The following is a 17,875-nucleotide window of genomic DNA, read 5'->3' as shown; positions in this document are numbered from 1 at the left end:
GAGCCAGGATCAAACTCTCCATTGTCCTTTTCTATCTTCAGACAATTTCATGTCTTCTTGACTCTTTCTTTTTTCCTATCTTTATTGACGTGTTTACTGTTCAGTTTTCAATGTCCCTGTGCCCTCTCGTCGAGTGCTCATCTATAATACCATCTATCCCTTGCCTTTGCAAGTCTTTTTTTTACTTTTTTTCGTTTTTTTGTTTTTTGATGGTTTAATCATCACTTTTTTCTTAGAAAATAAACGTCTTTTCCTTTAAAACATTCAATTTTCTTATTTATAATATAAATTTACTTACAAATTTCCTGACTATCTAAAATAATTGTTACTGGTCCATCATTAATAAGTGAAACTTTCATATCAGCCCCAAATACACCAGTCTGCAACTCAATCCCGTGTTCTTTAATTTTTTCATTAAAATAATCATACAATGGTATAGCATATTCAGGTTTTGCAGCATGAATAAAACTAGGTCTTCTTCCCTTTTTACAATCCGCATACAATGTAAACTGAGAAATAGATAAAATACTCCCATGAACATCTTGCAAAGATAGATTCATTTTCCCATTTTCATCTTCAAAAACGCGTAAGCCAATCATCTTATCAACAATCTTATCGACAATTTCTTTTGTATCATCTTGACAAAAACCTACCAAAACCATAAATCCTTTTTGTATTTGTCCATATACACTCCCATCAATTGTAACACTGCTTTCTTTAACTCTTTGAACGACAACTTTCATTATATCCTCCATTTTCCTGTATCTCCATTAATGAGATACAAACCCTATAATCAAAACCCAATTTTGCATTAATTCAAATCAATTGAGTACATTTCTCTATAAAATATTTTTAGTATCAATATTCACAACAAATTTCATTTTCGCATTTTTCACCTATCCTTATACCTTGAAAAATGCTATAATCATTATATCAAAATCATAGAAAAAGGAAAGATTTTATGGCAACAACTTTAGCACATCGTATGCGTCCAACATCTTTAAAAGATGTTCTTGGTCAAAAACATATAGTCGGAGAAAATGCTTTATTTTCTCAATTTGTTAAAAAGAAACATCCTATGTCGACTATTCTTTATGGTCCACCTGGATGCGGAAAGACAACAATTGCATCAGCTCTAGCTAACGATTTAAATATTCCATATCGCCTTTTTAATGCTTCCACTGGAAACAAAAAAGAAATGGATATAATCATTGAAGAAGCAAAACTTTCCGGTGAACTCTTTGTCATTATTGATGAAGTTCATCGTCTTAATAAAGATAAACAAGATCACCTTTTACCCCATATTGAAAATGGATTACTTATTATTGCTGGATGTACAACAGCAAATCCATATCATTCTATCAATCCTGCCATTCGTTCGCGTTGTCAGATAGTAGAAGTTAAACCTTTAAGTCAAGACGATATTATTCTTGGATTAAACCGTGCTTTAACTGCAGAAAATGGTTTGAATAATGCATATCAAGTTGAAGATGGTATCTTATCATATATTGCTCAATTAAGTAGTGGTGATATTCGTTATGCTTATAACTGCTTAGAAATCAGCACCATTCTTTCTGAGGATTCACTTATTACTTTAGATACTGTTCAAAAATCTTTATTTAAGGCTAATGCTCAATTTGATAAAGATGAAGATCAATATTATGATACATTAAGTGGTTTACAAAAATCTATACGTGGTAGTGACCCTAATGGTGCAATGTACTATCTAGGAAAATTAATAGAAGCTGGTGACATAGAATCTTTAGAAAGAAGAGTTATTACAACAGCATATGAGGATATAGGTTTAGCTAATCCAAATGCCTGCATGCGTACCGTCATCGCTTTTCAGGCAGCTAAAGTTATTGGCTTCCCTGAAGCACGCATTCCTATCGCAAGCGCTATTATTGATTTATGCCTATCACCAAAATCGAAGTCATCTGAAGCGGCTATTGATGCTGCTTTAGCATCTTTAGCTAAACACCCTTATCCAGCACCAAACTATTTACGATTAACACCTGTAGGACTTGAAGAAGATGAAAAATATAATTATAATCGTCCTGAACTTTGGGAATATATTCAATATCTTCCTGACCAAATCAAAAAAGAACAATTTTATATTCCATGGATGACAAGTTCTTATGAAAAAGCACTTGCTGAAAACTATCGTCGTATACTTAAACACGGAAGAACTCATCACCTTAAAGAACTTAACAAAAAATAAAAACATCTATCGTTTTATCATCAATCAAAACAATAGATGTTTTTTTATTTTCTTAATTTGTATACTTTGCTACTATTTCATTCATCTGATCCCATTTCTTTTCCATATCTGACACCAGTTTTAATTGAGTACGACAACGAACTAAATTATGTGTTGGATATTGAATTTTAAAATAAGTATCACCTTGCAAATAGTCAGTTAAAAAACGCATTCCACATTCAAATGTCATCACTTTTGCCCCAATAGGAAGAGCTTTAATTTCAGATAATGTCAATTTCCCTTGACAACCTTCAAGAAATCCTTTTGTATATATTTCAAATAAATGCATGTCACACTCAACTTTTGATAAATCTTTTTCATCTTCTAAAGCAGTGCTTGCACCAAAACGAATAGAATCACCAAAATCATTAACAACCAACCCAGGCATCACTGTATCTAAATCAATTATACAAATGCCCTCATGTGTCTTATCATCAATCAAAATATTATTTAATTTTGTATCATTATGAGTTACACGTAATGGAAGTTCCCCGTTTTCTTGCATTTCTGTTAATATATTTGCTATATCTTCTCTTTGTAAAATAAATTGAATCTCATCTTGCACATCTTTTGCACGATGCATTTTATCTTCTTCTACTGCTGTTTTAAACACTTCAAATCTAGCTTTTGTATTATGAAAATCAGCAATTGTTTCATGTAAAGTGCTCGCAGGATAATCACTCAGTAAATTTTGAAACTTTCCAAAAGCTAAACCACTTTGATAAAACTCTTCTTCTGTTCTGACTTCATCATAACCCGTTGCCCCAACAATAAAATGATAAGCACGCCAGTAATCGCCATCACTATCTTTACAATAAGGTTTTCCATCTTTTGCCAAAATAACAGTAAGTGTTTCTCTTTCTGGATCTCCACCATTCTCAATAATTTTTTTTCTTAAAAACGCTGTAACATTTAAAATATTTTCCATTAATTGTTCAGGATTTATAAAAATTTTTGTATTCATGCGTTGTAAAATAACAGGAACAATGCCCATATGTTTTATTTTAAATTTAACTAAATAAGTATCATTAATATGTCCACTACCAAATGGTTCTATTGTAAATAATTCGCCTGAAAAATCAAATTGGTTTATGACTTCTTTTACTTTCAAATGATTATTCATCATAAATACCCCACAACTTTTGAGGATATAAACCCTGCTGTTTCATACGTTGAATTGCTTCTTCCACAACTGGCTTATCAGCTTTATATGTGACACCATACCATTTAGCAGGTGATTTTAAAACTTGTACAGTTGTCTTTTTTTTCTGCAATAATCTACTCACAACATCAGGAATAAAATATTCACATTTCAATGGGTTATCTTTTAAATTCTGATCTAAAAATGTTGGAAATCCCTGAGCAATTTCTTCAATGATTTTTTGACTAAATCCCCATAAATTCATAGAAACAATTGTTCCTTTAGGCACTGCAAACCATTGGTCATCCTCCTGATACATTGCACCATTTAAATCAGCTTTAATTTTTGTGCGCTCAGTAATGCTACATAAATAATTTTGTTCATCAACTTCACAAATTCCTCGTGCTACTGTTCCATTTTCAGTCAGCGTATTTTCAATACAGTAACCTACCATAGCCAAACGATATAATTCATCATCTTGATGACCAGCCAAATAATTATAAATCATTTGAAAAGATTCAAAGCCATAGTAATCATCCGCATTGATCACTGCAAAAGGTCCATGAATCCATTGACGACAACAATAAAGTGCATGTGCTGTTCCCCATGGTTTATAACGTCCATCAGGCACCTGATACCCTTCTGGCAAATCATCAATCTGTTGAAAAGCATAATGAACATGCATTATATTTTCTATACGTTTACCAATCGTATTTTTGAAAATGTCTTCATTTTCTTTTTTAATGACAAAAACAACTGTATCAAATCCTGCTCTTTTGGCATCAAAAAGAGAAAAGTCAATAATAATATGTCCATCTTGGTCAACAGGATCTATTTGTTTCAATCCACCATATCTACTTCCCAATCCTGCAGCCATAATGACAAGAACTGGTTTTTCCATGTATTATTCTCCTCTCTTAAATTTCTACCCATCTTAATTCCATTGGTTCTAAATCTAATGTTTCTACTTTTTCACCATGAATATATAAATCCGTTGATAGTGAATCTGTTGTATTGTTAATAACAGCTATTTTTCCTACTTTTTCAAAAGCAGCGACTTCTGTATTCACATTACTTACATAAAATTTCTTCATTTCACTCTCTTTACCAGCAGCCCAATAAATAGCACGTAATAATAAACGACAATTTTGTGGTGAATAAGGCAATCCAGCGAAATAGACACTTCGTCCTTTTCCGTAAATATTAGTAACGAGCTGTGCATAACCATGATGTTGACTCAAAATTTGATAATTTTCACCATGAGCATAAATTCCATCCATTCCTTCTCCAAAATCAATTTCTTCATCAATATCTTCTAATAGGAAATGATTTGAATTCACTTGATTATATTTGTCATGACTCAAAGTAAAACCAACTTCTTTATCAACACCTAAAACATCACTCAATTGGAAAAATTGTCCCTGATATTGATAAGCTGTTGGATCACCGACACCGATAAATCCACCACCTTGATCTACCCATTTTCTAATACGTGTAACAACTTCTTCATCAATCCAGTTCTCAGCTCCTGACCATGAAGTATATTGTGCTCCTGCATTAATAATAACTTTATATTGATCTAATGCACCCTTTTTTACATCTTCAAAATTAATAAATTCAATATCAATTGGCATACCACTTAAACATTCAATAATTCCTACATAAGAATAAATTTCTCGATACCAAATTGAGTGATGAACTTGATTATTCATCCATTTTCTACATGCTCCCCAGCAATTTAAAATAGCGACCTTAAATGGAGATACATATGCTTGAGTTCCCTGAATAGTCTGATGAATTTCTCTAAATTCATCTACAACATGTTTAATTGTATCAATAAATCCAGGCCATTCTAACGCCAGCTTTAAATATCCTCCATAACCAATACGATCTAATGGACTACGTAAAATAGCACGACGTGCTTTTAGCCAATTATTATGAGCTTCTCCAATAGGATCGCCACCTTCACAGAAAACATCTGGGAAAAAGTATGGAAGTAAACGTCCTTCAGTGTATTTAACACCTTTAATATCCGAAATCATCCTCATCGTTACTCCATCACCTACAGAGCCTACAACAGCATCAAGTCCTATTGATTCAAAATAAGGACCATATGGTTCTGTCCCAATCCAATGATCTCCTAAAAACATCATAGCTTCTTTTCCATAACTATGAACAATATCTACAAGTTCTTTAGCTAGTTGACAAACTTCCTGCTGTTGAAACTCAATAAAATCCTTAAATTCTTTTGATGGAACTCTAAACAATGAATTATGATATCCCTGATCAACAATAAATTCAGGTCTAAATTTATACCCTGCCCATTTTTCAAATTTTCTTAAAATATAAGGTGAAACACTAGCACTATACCCAAACCATTCAACAAATTTTTCTCTTTTTTGTTCATCAAAAGTTAAAGTAAATTGATGGAAAAAAGTTGTAAAACGAATAACATCAACTTGAGGATGATCTTCACAGAATTTTTTCAATTTCTCTTTTACATATTTTTGTGTTTTCGGTTGTCTCACATCATATGTCAATTGATGTGGGGCATCTTTCCAGTCATTTGTTATAAAATTATACATATGAACAGGATCCCAAATTAAAAATGCTAAAAAACTGACTGTATATACATGATATGGGATTGTTTGTATTGTAACAGTTCCTTGATCTTGATCATATTCCCAACAATCAGGCGAAACAACTTCTCCTGTCGTACGATCAATAACTTCCCACCAAACTTTTGGGTCATCAATAAAATTAGGCTTTAACTGTTCAGTATGGAATCCTTTCATTAAAGTAATTGTTAAAGATGACTGTTTTGCTGTATAACGATCTGTTATAAGATACTCTTGTTGAATTTCTTCAGGATTCGCAAGTGCCCATTCATTATCTTTTCTTGTTGTATAATAAGTAGCATAAACCTTTGCATCCATATCCAACAATTCTTGTGGCATTTGCGTTCCATCACAATCTCTAATTGCATCAGCTCCTAGACTTTCTTTAAGTGCTATTGTTTCATCAATAACATCTAAATCAGTAGGGAGTGTAAGTCGTCCATAATTTTTCATGATTCTTTTTCTCCATTTTCTAATATATTTAATTCACTCTCTTTATCAAAGAAATGTGCTTTATTCATCAAATATGTAAATGAGCCCTGATCCCCAGTTCTTAAAGCGGTACTTCCAGAAACTTTCACCACAAATGGCTGATTATCTTTTGTCATATGAATATAGCTTTCTGCACCCATTAATTCTACAACATCGATTTCACTTTGAAATGATGATTCAGGATGTGACATGATATAATGAGGATGTGTTGATATATCTTCTGGACGAATGCCCATTGTGACAACCTTACCTATATATCCTTTTTCTTTTAATATTGTTCCTTTATCTTCAGGAATTTCCAAACTGATATCTGAAAGTTCAATATACATTTTGCCTTCTCTTTCAACGATTTTTCCATCTCTAAAATTCATTTGCGGACTTCCAATAAATCCAGCCACAAATTTATTAATTGGATGTTCATATAAAAATGTTGGGGCTGCAACCTGTTGAATGCGACCATCTTTCATAACAACAATTCTTGTTCCCATTGTCATCGCTTCAGTTTGATCATGTGTGACATAAATAAAAGTTGTTCCTAATTGTTGATAAATTTTTAAAATTTCAACTCTCATCTGTACTCTTAATTTTGCATCAAGATTGCTTAATGGTTCATCCATTAAAAAGACTTTTGGTTCACGAACAATTGCTCTTCCCAATGCTACACGCTGTCTTTGTCCACCAGATAATGCTTTTGGTTTTCGATCTAGATATTGTTCGATATCAATCGCTTTTGCTACTGCTCTTACACGTCTATCTATTTCATCCTTAGGAACTTTTGCAATTTTTAATCCAAATGCTATATTATCATAAACAGTCATATGAGGGTATAATGCATAAGACTGAAACACCATTGCTATATCACGATTTTTAGGTGCTACATCATTCATCAATTGACCATCAATATAAAGTTCTCCTGAAGAAATATCTTCTAATCCTGCAATCATTCTTAATGTTGTAGATTTTCCACATCCAGATGGTCCTACAAAAACAATAAATTCTTTATCGGCAATATCTAAGTTAAAATCAAAAACCGCCTGTACCTGATTATCATATATTTTATCAATATGTTTTAAAGATAGTGTTGCCATATAATTCCTCCTACTTATATTTTTTATTGTACATATACAGCAAGATCAATAGTCCTGCTAAACCAATCAACTCTAAAACTAAACCTGTATATCCCACCAGACTTTGACCATAACAGACTAAAATAAAGGAAACAACAAAACAAACAATTGCGATAATATTTTTTGTTATTTGACTCATACTTTCACACCTCTAATCTTTTAATCCGCCAAGCGTCATACCTTGCGTTAATTTCTTTTGAACTAAGATATATAATATTAATGTAGGCAACATGACAATCACAAGACCCGCATATAATTGTCCATAATTGGCAGCCGCCATCTGTCCTTTAGATAAAGTGACTAACCCTACTGGTAAAGTTTTTGAAGCCCCAGGCATTAATGTTAAAGCAATGATATATTCATTCCAAAAAGCTAAAAAGTTAAATAGAATAACAGTAATAATACTTGGTTTAGCCATTGGAGCCATAACTTTAATTAAAGTTTTAAAATAACCGCACCCATCAATAAATGCTGCTTCTTCATAAGCTTTTGGTAATGTTTTAAAATAACCACTTAATAAATAGATAGTAAATGGTAAAGCTGTAGAAGCATAAACAACTGCTAAAACAAATATGTTATCCAAAAAGAAAGTTTGACCAAATAAATTATAAATCACATCATCCCAATCTAATAACATCAAGAAAATAGGCACTACAATATAGTTAACATTAATAAAAAGTCCTGCCATAAATAAAGTATTAATAATTTTCTTACCAGCAAAGTCAAATCTTGCTAGAACATAAGAAGCCGGTAAAGCAATGATAACCAGTAAAATCAAACCTAATGCTGTTACAATCACAGAATTCAATAAATATTCAGCCATATGTGCTTTTTCAAAAGCATCAATAAAGTTTTGAAAATAAAAACTCATTGGTAATGTCCATGGACTCCCTTGAAACTCTGCGTTTGTTTTTAATGAAGAAACAAACACCCAGGCAACAGGAACAATAATAGAAATAGCCAAAGAAATCAATGCTACATAGACAAATATTTTATATAACTTTTCTGTACTCATTTTTTTCATATGTCTACCTCCCTAGTATTCCAATTCATCACGTTCAGTTATCTTATTAATCGTAGCACTTAATAAGAAAGAAAATAAGAATGTTACAGCCCCAATGGCCATACCATATCCATAACTTGCATTATTGTATGCTTGATCGTAAAGATAGAATAATAAAACACGACTTGCTCCATCTGGTCCTCCAGTTGTCATAACTTGCACAAGTAAAAAACTCAAGTTAATTGTACTAATAACGAAAAATGTTAATGTTGTACGAATATTTGTCCAAATCAAAGGAAGCGTAATCATAAAGAATTGTTTGATTTTACCACATCCATCCAATTCAGCAGCTTCATAATAATGGGCTGGAATGGATGACATACTTGCCATATACATAACCATATAATAACCTATAGCCTGCCATATTAAAGCAAAAGCAATGGAATACATAACAATAGACTGATTACCTAAAAATTGGACACCAATCCAACCATCTCCATGAAACAGACTCAGAAAGCTATTCAATAATCCATTTGTTGAAGGGTCATAGATAGCACTAAAAATGGCCCCAATAACGACAATAGATAATATATTAGGAATATAGAAAATAATCCTAAAGAAATTCTGACCTTTCAATTTCTCTCTTACCAAAATGGCAGCAAATAAAATGGCTAAAGCAAGAGTAAAAACTGTCACAACGACAATGACAAATATTGTATTTTGGAACGCACGAATAAAATTCATATCTTGAAATAAAATGACAAAATTATTAATTCCGACAAATTCTTTGATGTCTGAAAATCCACCCCATTTTAATGTTGACATTAAAAAGACATTGATTGTAGGATAAATCATAAATATAGCAAATAAAATAACTGCTGGAGCAAGACATAAAATCACAAAACGTCTTTTTTCCTTAGTTTTATTCATAAAATACCTCCTTTAAAAGGTAGGCGATTTTCCCAACGCCTACCTTCTATATTTTTTGACTATTTGTCTGCTTTTGCATTTGCTTCTGCGATTTTTGCAACTGCATCAACAGATTCTTGATACCATTGATCAACAGATTTATCTCCGTTCATTACAGAGTTAACTGATCCAAATAAAATACCAGTTTCACCTGTTAAAGTCACACCTTCAACAGCTTCAGCAGCCATGAATGTTGCACTATTTGTTTTTATACCTTTTTCAGATAATGTATACATAAATGTATCTGATTCAGCTACTCTCTTTTCAGAACCTTTAATAGGAATTAAATATCCTGCTTTATAAACTTCTTTACCATCATCATTCTTTTTCATTGCTTCTTCATCTAAAGCACCATATTTATAGAATAAGTCTGCTGCTTCATCACTATAACAATAAGCTAAGAATTGTAATGCAAGATCTTTGTTTTCAGCTTTTTCAGGAACATACATTTGTTCAACAAAGTTTGTTGAATAAGAATCTCCACCAGCTTTAGCAGCTGGAATTCCAGTCATACCCCATTCGAAACCTTCAGGTGTCGTTGCTGCCATTTCACCAGGTAACCAAGTTCCATTAGGAATAAATAATGCATCTCCATCAATAACGGCTTGTTGATTTTTAACAAAATTATCACCATTAGCATTTGCTACTGTTGTAGGTAATGTATAATCTTTTAATTTTCCAACAATTTCAAATGCTTCTTTAACTTCAGGAAGTTTCCATGCTTCTGTATCATAAGCAATTAATTTAGCATAAACTTCAGGACCAGCAGTTGCATTTAATAAAGAAGTAAAGAACGCATCAAAATATCCAGCAGTTGGATAAGTAAATAAGTAAATTCCTTCTTTCTTTGCTTTTTCTCCTAATTCAAACATTCCATCCCAATCAGTTGGTACTTCCCAACCTTTTTCTTTAAATAATCCAGCATTATAAAATAATCCACAAGGTGCATTATTAAGTGGTGCTAAACGTAAAGTTCCATCACCATAAGGATCAGCAGTTGCTCCTTCAACAAATGATGTTAAAACTTTATCTTTCACTTTCACGTCTTCACCTGGAACTGTTTCATCCAATAACGCAGAAATATCAGCAATTTGTTTTTCTTTAATAAGTGTATCAGTTAATCCCCCAGTTGCTCCAACACTTAAGTAAATAATATCAGGAACATCTTTTCCAGAAGTCATTTTTGGTCTTAAAACATCACTAATTTTTTTATCAAATGTAGATTCTACTTTAACACCTGTTTTTTCTTCAAACTTTTTAATAACTTCTTCCCAACCTTTTGTTCCATAACCACCATCTAATCCGGCGATTTTTAAAGTTTTACTTTCATTACTAGATGTACTACTATTATTACTGCAGCCTGTAATTAATGTCGCACACATTAATAATGAAAGACCTAAAGATAACATTCTTTTCATTTTCATCTGTTATTTTCCTCCTCCATGATATCTTTCTAATAACAATATATATAAATGTAAGCGTTTTATCTATATCGAAATTGTTTATTTTTTTATATATCTTGCTATTATTTAAAAATGCGATATAATTAAAAAGGAAGCTAAAGAGAGGAATATAATATGAGCAGTAATCGTATCAATATCGTTGATGATCAATTCTTTGACCATAAATCACAATTAATGTATATTTCGCATTCTAAATACGGAAGTGATTGGAAATCTTTAAAACATTTTCACCCTTTTACAGAAATTTTTTTTGTTTTGAATGGAAGAGGCAAATTCACTGTTGAAAATAAAACCTTTCCCATTAAAGAAAATGATCTCATTGTTGTTTCTCCTAATGTGTACCATTATGAGAATTCGCAAGAAGATAAACCTTTGGAATATGTTGTATTAGGTGTAAAAGACTTATTATTTCAAATAGATGAAATCAATCCACATTTTATTTATCAAAACTTTAATAAGGATAGTGGTGATATTCGTTATTATTTTTCGCATCTATTAGTTGAAAGTAAAAATAAAGAAATAGGATATGATACTGTCTGTCAAAAACTATTAGAACTTTTATTACTTAAAATTATTAGAAAGCTCAACATTCAACTTCATTCGCATCAATCTTCATTACCTATAAGACGTGAAATAAAAATGATTTGTCAATACATTGATCAAAATTATGCAAATAATATAACACTTGAATCTCTTGCTCAATATATGAAAATGAATAAATATTACATGTCTCATGAGTTTAAAAAATACATGCATATTTCACCTATTCAATATCTTATTGAGCGACGCATTAAAGAGTGTCAATCACTTTTAAGAACATCCAGTCTATCTATCTCAGAAATATCTGAAACAGTTGGATTTTCTTCTCAGTCTTATTTTTCACAAATTTTTAAAAAAACTCTTGGTTTAACACCTTTACAATATCGCCAATCAAATACAAACGATGAAATATTGCATCAAAATGATCATGATAACTTTCTTATTCAATCCATTGAATAAAAACATAAAACCTTATCATCAACAATCCTATATCAAATACAAACTTAACAATGTACAATTTTATTCTCATAAAATTGTACATTTTTTATCATTTTCATTTTTCAAAAACAAAGAAACTCTATCATATGATAGATTTCATGTTTTAAAAAGCTATCTATCAATGCTTACTTTTTCCTTATATCATATTTATCATATAAAAAGATGGACTCATACAAGAGTCCATTTATTGATTTGTTCACACACTGATTGAATCGTATGATCAAAACAATCTAAATCCACATCATACCAGTGAACAGGAAATTGGTTTCTAAACCATGTATATTGTCTTTTGGCATATTGTCGTGAATGTTTTTTGATATTTTCATACACTTCCTCACGACTAATCAATTGATCAAAATAATCAAACCATTCTTTATATCCAATAGCTTTCATACTTTGATTTTCCCTCGTCAATCCAGTTTGATATAATTGATAAACTTCCTGTTCTAATCCTTGTTGCTTCATAGATTCAACACGTTGATTAATTCTTTCATATAGGCTTTCTCTTTCCATAGTCAAGCCAACAAAATAGGCATCATATAAACAAATATGTTGTTGAGCATCAATAATTTCACTTTTTCTTTGACCAGTCTGCTCATATATTTCAATAGCACGTAAAACACGTTGACGATTATGTGGATGAAGCTCCATAGCACTCTTAGGATCTATTGATTTTAAATATTCATAGAGTTCTTCGTGACTATAATGAGCATATTTTTTTCTAAAGAATTCATGATGGTCTTTAGTATCATTAAAAGTATAATCATATAAGGCCGCTTTAATATAAAGACCAGTCCCTCCAACAATAATAGGCATTTTTCCTCTTTGGACAATTTCATCAATCGTTTTTCTAACCTGAGTTTGAAAATCTTTCACACTATAATAAGCATCCGGCTCTAACATATCAATACAATGATGAACAATTCCCTGCATTTCTTCATGAGTCACTTTAGCCGTACCAATATCCATTCCTTTATAGATTTGCATGGAATCTCCACTAATCACTTCACCATTGAAATATTTTGCTAAAGCAACTCCCATTCTTGTTTTTCCTACACCTGTTGGTCCTACAACAACAATCACTTTATTCATTGATTTTACCAATTCCCAGTAAACTATATAAAATAGAGATGATAACCGATATAATAATTGTGAGACCAAAAGAAGGAATATAAAAATCTGGAGCCAAAATCATTTCAGCTATTTCTAATACAAAACCATTAATAATCAACTGAAACAATCCTAAAGTTAGCAATGTGATAGGAAAAGCTATAAAAGTTAATAGAGGTTTAATAAACGTATTTAACAAAGCTAAAACAATAGCAATCAAACAAGCAACACCAAAGTTTTTCACATACACTTCTGGAAATAGATATGTTGTAAGCATAATAACAGCACCACCTAAAAGAAATTCTAAGACTAAACGAAAAATACTTTTACGCATTAAACCACCCTCTTAAATAATTTTTCTAATTCATAACTACTGTAAAAAATAATTGTTGGTCTACCATGTGGACAAACATATGGATTATCACATCGCATAAGATTATCAAAAATAGTCTGCATATCCGCTTGTGATAAATACGTATTCGCTTTTAATGATGCTTTACAGCTAAGTGTTGCAATCGCATGATCTTGCAAGGCAACAACATCTAAATGATTTTTATGCAAAACTTCTTGAATCATTTCATCTACAAATACATTCTCATCAATTTTTTTCATCCATAGTGGTAAACTTCTTACAATATAACCATGTTGCCCAAATACTTCTAAATGAATACCTACTTTTTCTAGCATCTCTTTTCTTTCTTCTAAAATAAGAAATTCACTCATTGGATATTCAAATTGTAATGGAACAATCAATGGTTGCATTGTCAAATCAAGATTGGCAAATTTATCTTTATAATATTCATAATTAATTCTTTCCTGAGCAGCATGCTGATCAACCAGATACATTCCTTTTTCATTTTCACCAATCAAATAAGTTCCATGAATCTGTACTTTCGCATATATTTTTTCCTTTATAGGTTTTATTTTTTCTTCCTTCATCACAGGTTGTGGATTTTCAGGTATGATAACATCCTGTTGTACCTCTTGACTTTGATATGCCAAAACAGGTTCTTCAACACTATGATTGTCTTTTAAAACAGCTGACTGAGTCCATAAAGGTGTTTCTTGAATTGGCAGTTCTTCTGAAATTGACAATGTCATTTGATCTAATTGTGGTTTGAAAGTTTCTCGTTCTGTTTGCTTATTTTTAGCTTCATATGTTAAATCGACCTGTCTCAATGTTTCACTAACACCATTATAAATTAAATCTCTTAATTCATATTCTTTAGAAAAACGAACTTCTAATTTAGATGGATGAACATTGACATCAACCAAATAAGGATCAACTTCAATATTGACAACAGCAATAGGGTAACGATTATCAGCCAAATAAGAACGATAGGCATTATTAATAGCATCTATACTCATGATATTTTTAACATAACGATGATTAACCAAAGTAATAATATTAGCTTTAGATGCACGTGATGTATCTATTTTACTGATATATCCATCTATTTGAAATTCATCAGTCTGCAGATGCAATGGCAACATATTTTTAGCTGTTGCAATTCCATACATATTAGCAATGACCTCTAAGAGCTGTCCTTTTCCATTCGTTTGAAAAATAGCCTTATCATTATGATAAAGATGAAAAGCTATTTTAGGATAAGCCAATGCCATACGTTCTACATATTGATGAATAGCCGCAAATTCACTATTAACAGATTTTAAATATTTTAATCTGGCAGGAACATTTTGAAAGAGTTTCGTAACAGTGATTTGTGTCCCTTTAGGCAAGTCGCAAACTTCCTCTTGCTGATACTTACCAAATTCATAAACAATAGATGTTCCCTGCAAGCCCGTTGAAGTTCTTAAATCAAAGCGACTGACTGAGGCGATAGAAGGAATAGCTTCTCCTCTAAAACCTAATGTCATAATATTGAATAAATCTCGATCATCCTTAATTTTACTTGTCGCATGCCTAGAAAAACACAAACGTGCATCCACTGCTTCCATGCCTTCACCGTTATCACAAACTTTTATTTTTTGCATACCACCATCTTCAATAAATATATCAATTTTTGAAGCACCAGCATCAATACTATTTTCAACCAGTTCTTTGACGACACTTGATGGTCTTTCTACAACTTCTCCCGCTGCAATTTTATTAGAAAGAATATCATCTAATTGTCTGATTTTCCCCATTTTCTCACCTCACTATAATAATTTTTTTAATTCAATTAATGTACTTAAAGCATCTAATGGAGATAATGACATTGGATCAATACGTTCTAATGCTTTTTCCACTGCACTTTCTTTTGTAATCATTTGAGGTTCTTGTTTTTCACTAATAACTTTTTCAATATTATTATTTTCTAAAGATTCTAAAATCACTTGAGAGCGTTGGATAACTTCTTCTGGTAACTTCGCTAATTGAGCAACATTAATACCATAAGAGCGATGACTTTTCCCTGGTTTAATCTTATAAAGGAAAACAATATGATCATCTTCTATTGAAGCACTGGCATGTACATTTTGAATATGGAAAGATGCATCCATCATTGTCAGTTCATGATAATGTGTTGAAAACAGAGTTATACATTGTATAGATGTTGCAATGTATTCAATAATGGATTGGGCAATGGCCATACCATCAAAAGTTGCTGTCCCACGACCAATTTCATCAAAAATAATTAATGAATCTTTGGTTGCATAACGTAAAGCATTATTTGCTTCAAGCATTTCTACCATGAAAGTTGATTGTCCAGAAATCAAATCATCACTAGCACCAATACGGGTAAAAATTTGATCAAAGATAGGCATATTCGCTTCATCTGCTGGAACAAAAGAACCAATTTGTGCCATAATCACACTTAATGCAATTTGTCGCATATACGTAGATTTACCACCCATATTAGGTCCTGTAATCAATAGAATAGATTGATCTTCAGGAATATGAATATCATTAGGTACATAATTTTGTCGAGAGATAACTTGTTCTATCACTGCATGTCTGCCACCCACAATATTTAAAGTATGATTTTGATTAAAAGTTGGTCTGACATATCCATATGCACTTGCTTTTGAGGCCAAGGATTGATAGACATCAATTTGTGCAATTACTGCGGCAACATCTTGGATCAAATGGACATCTTTTTTAATATATTCTCGCATTTGTACAAAAATTTCATATTCTAGCGCAACAATTTTATCATTAGCACTTAAAATCTTAGCTTCCATTTCTTTAAGCTCTGGTGTCACAAAACGTTCAGCATTAGAAATACTTTGTTTACGTGTATATTCAAACTCATCTTTAATCATTGGTAAATAACTTTTTGTGACTTCAATATAATAACCAAAAACACGATTATAACCTATTTTTAAGCCTTTGATGCCTGTTTTTTCTCTTTCTTTAGCTTCAAATTCACTTAACCATTGTTTTCCATTTTCACGAATATATCTCAATTCATCTAATTCCTGATTATAACCTGAGCGAATCAATCCACCTTCTTTTAATGTCAATGGAGGATTATCAATAATGGCCTCATCAATGGTCTGGGTTAAATGTGATAAATCTATGAGTTGATTCGCCAATTCATGCGTATAAGGATGATCTAATGATAAAAGCTGATGCTTCAATTCTGGGATCACCTTTAAAGAAGAAGCAATCCATTTTAAATCTCTGGCGTTAACATTTCCAAAAGCAATACGTCCAGCTAATTTTTCCAAATCATATACATCATTAATAATATCTTTAATAGTTTCACGTTCAATGAAATTATCAATTAATATTTCAATGATATCCATACGTTTTTCAATTTTTTCCTGATTAACCAATGGTCTTTCAATCCACTGTCTTAATAAACGACCACCCATTGCTGATTTTGTATCATCTAATAACCATTGCAAAGTCCCATAACTTTCATTATTTAAATTCTTTATTAATTCTAATGACTTCTTTGTATAAGAATCCATATAAATATAATCTTCAGTTTTTACTTCCTGAATTTTTTGTATATGTTCTAACTCTCTTTTTTGAGTATCCAACATATAATTTAATAATAAAGAACATATTTTGATTTGTTTGAGATCAGTTATTGAATCAAAGATTTTTTTATAGTTTTCATTAAATTTATCATTATCAAAATGTGAAATAAATAAACCCTCCATTGTCCAATCATCTTGAACAACAATTTCTTTCAACCCTAAAGAATCAATATAGTTTTTAAGAACATGTTCCTTTTTATCAATATTGACAACATAGAATTCACCTGTTGAAATATCACAATAAGCCAAAGTATAGTTAAAATCAAAAATACCTAAAGCCCCAATATAATTATTTCTTTTTTCATTTAAAGACGTATCCATAATCGTTCCAGGAGTAATAATTTGAACAACGCCACGTTTGACAATACCTTTTTTTCCAGGTTCAGATAATTGTTCTACAATTGCTACTTTATGTCCTAAATCAATAAGTTTTTGAATATAGCCACTGACTGAGTGAAAAGGAACTCCACACATAGGAACTCTTTCTTTAACCCCAGCATTTTTTCCAGTCAAAGCTAAATCCAATGCTTTAGATACAACAATAGCATCATCAAAAAACATTTCATAGAAATCACCTAAACGAAACATCACTATAGCATCTTGATTCTGTTCTTTAATTTCCAAGTATTGCATCATCATTGGTGAATATTTTTGCTTCATAATA

The 17,875-nt window shown here is 31.4% G+C and carries 15 protein-coding genes; 2 read left to right on the top strand and 13 right to left on the bottom strand.

Annotated features, from left to right (window positions below):
* Nucleotides 1-290: 290 nt before the first annotated feature.
* On the bottom strand, nt 291-743 hold the full coding sequence (dtd, locus tag B5E87_RS07020; protein ID WP_087244220.1) for a D-aminoacyl-tRNA deacylase: 453 nt from the start codon (nt 741-743) through the stop codon (nt 291-293).
* Nucleotides 744-961: 218 nt separating this feature from the next.
* Between dtd and B5E87_RS07015 the strand changes: the two genes are divergently transcribed.
* A complete protein-coding gene (locus B5E87_RS07015; protein ID WP_087244219.1) occupies nt 962-2,221 on the top strand; it encodes a replication-associated recombination protein A in 1,260 nt (419 codons plus the stop codon).
* A gap of 52 nt (nt 2,222-2,273) precedes the next feature.
* On the opposite strand, the gene B5E87_RS07010 is transcribed toward B5E87_RS07015, so the two are convergent.
* From B5E87_RS07010 to B5E87_RS06980, 8 genes are read right to left on the bottom strand one after another with little or no spacing between them, the layout of a single operon-like run.
* Complete coding sequence (locus B5E87_RS07010) at nt 2,274-3,383, bottom strand: phosphotransferase enzyme family protein (RefSeq protein WP_087244218.1); 1,110 nt, start codon at nt 3,381-3,383, stop codon at nt 2,274-2,276.
* Nucleotides 3,376-4,302, bottom strand: coding sequence for a nucleotidyltransferase family protein (locus B5E87_RS07005; RefSeq protein WP_087244217.1), 927 nt, complete (start codon nt 4,300-4,302; stop codon nt 3,376-3,378). Before B5E87_RS07005 ends, B5E87_RS07010 begins: the two co-directional genes overlap by 8 nt.
* Before the next feature lie 16 nt (nt 4,303-4,318).
* Nucleotides 4,319-6,472 carry a 1,3-beta-galactosyl-N-acetylhexosamine phosphorylase gene (gnpA, locus tag B5E87_RS07000; protein ID WP_087244216.1) on the bottom strand — a complete coding sequence of 718 codons (2,154 nt, stop codon included), beginning with the start codon at nt 6,470-6,472 and terminating at the stop codon, nt 4,319-4,321.
* Nucleotides 6,469-7,599: an ABC transporter ATP-binding protein gene (locus tag B5E87_RS06995; protein ID WP_087244215.1), complete on the bottom strand. Its 1,131-nt coding sequence runs from the start codon at nt 7,597-7,599 to the stop codon at nt 6,469-6,471. Before B5E87_RS06995 ends, gnpA begins: the two co-directional genes overlap by 4 nt.
* A 10-nt stretch (nt 7,600-7,609) precedes the next feature.
* A complete protein-coding gene (locus B5E87_RS15195) occupies nt 7,610-7,777 on the bottom strand; it encodes a DUF6903 family protein (protein WP_164483555.1) in 168 nt (55 codons plus the stop codon).
* A 12-nt stretch (nt 7,778-7,789) separates the two neighbouring features.
* Nucleotides 7,790-8,662 (bottom strand): carbohydrate ABC transporter permease, encoded by an 873-nt coding sequence (locus B5E87_RS06990; protein WP_087244214.1) that lies wholly within the window; start codon nt 8,660-8,662, stop codon nt 7,790-7,792.
* A 12-nt stretch (nt 8,663-8,674) separates the two neighbouring features.
* Nucleotides 8,675-9,571, bottom strand: a complete 897-nt coding sequence (locus B5E87_RS06985; protein WP_087244213.1) for a carbohydrate ABC transporter permease — start codon at nt 9,569-9,571, stop codon at nt 8,675-8,677.
* Between the two features lie 59 nt (nt 9,572-9,630).
* Entirely contained in the window at nt 9,631-11,034 is a 1,404-nt protein-coding gene (locus tag B5E87_RS06980; RefSeq protein WP_087244212.1) for a carbohydrate ABC transporter substrate-binding protein, read from the bottom strand.
* A 153-nt stretch (nt 11,035-11,187) separates the two neighbouring features.
* On the opposite strand from B5E87_RS06980, the gene B5E87_RS06975 reads away from it, so the two are divergent.
* Nucleotides 11,188-12,072, top strand: coding sequence for an AraC family transcriptional regulator (locus B5E87_RS06975; protein ID WP_087244211.1), 885 nt, complete (start codon nt 11,188-11,190; stop codon nt 12,070-12,072).
* Between the two features lie 207 nt (nt 12,073-12,279).
* Here the strand turns inward: B5E87_RS06975 and miaA are convergent, their stop codons facing one another.
* From miaA to mutS, 4 genes are read right to left on the bottom strand one after another with little or no spacing between them, the layout of a single operon-like run.
* Nucleotides 12,280-13,203 carry a tRNA (adenosine(37)-N6)-dimethylallyltransferase MiaA gene (miaA, locus tag B5E87_RS06970; RefSeq protein ID WP_087244210.1) on the bottom strand — a complete coding sequence of 308 codons (924 nt, stop codon included), beginning with the start codon at nt 13,201-13,203 and terminating at the stop codon, nt 12,280-12,282.
* The gene (locus tag B5E87_RS06965) at nt 13,196-13,555 is read right to left on the bottom strand and encodes a phage holin family protein (RefSeq protein ID WP_087244209.1); all 360 of its coding nucleotides are present in this window, start codon (nt 13,553-13,555) and stop codon (nt 13,196-13,198) included. The genes miaA and B5E87_RS06965 overlap by 8 nt, the downstream gene beginning before the upstream one ends.
* Nucleotides 13,555-15,369 (bottom strand): DNA mismatch repair endonuclease MutL, encoded by a 1,815-nt coding sequence (gene mutL / locus B5E87_RS06960; RefSeq protein ID WP_087244208.1) that lies wholly within the window; start codon nt 15,367-15,369, stop codon nt 13,555-13,557. Before mutL ends, B5E87_RS06965 begins: the two co-directional genes overlap by 1 nt.
* 12 nt (nt 15,370-15,381) lie before the next feature.
* Nucleotides 15,382-17,871, bottom strand: coding sequence for a DNA mismatch repair protein MutS (mutS, locus tag B5E87_RS06955; RefSeq protein ID WP_087244207.1), 2,490 nt, complete (start codon nt 17,869-17,871; stop codon nt 15,382-15,384).
* Between the last annotated feature and the right edge of the window lie 4 nt (nt 17,872-17,875).

Source organism: Massilimicrobiota sp. An142, assembly GCF_002160725.1.
Classification (GTDB): Bacteria; Bacillota_I; Bacilli_A; order Erysipelotrichales; family Coprobacillaceae; genus Allocoprobacillus; species Allocoprobacillus merdigallinarum.
Note: the sequence above shows the minus strand (reverse complement) of the source record. Positions and strands in the feature narration are given on the sequence as shown.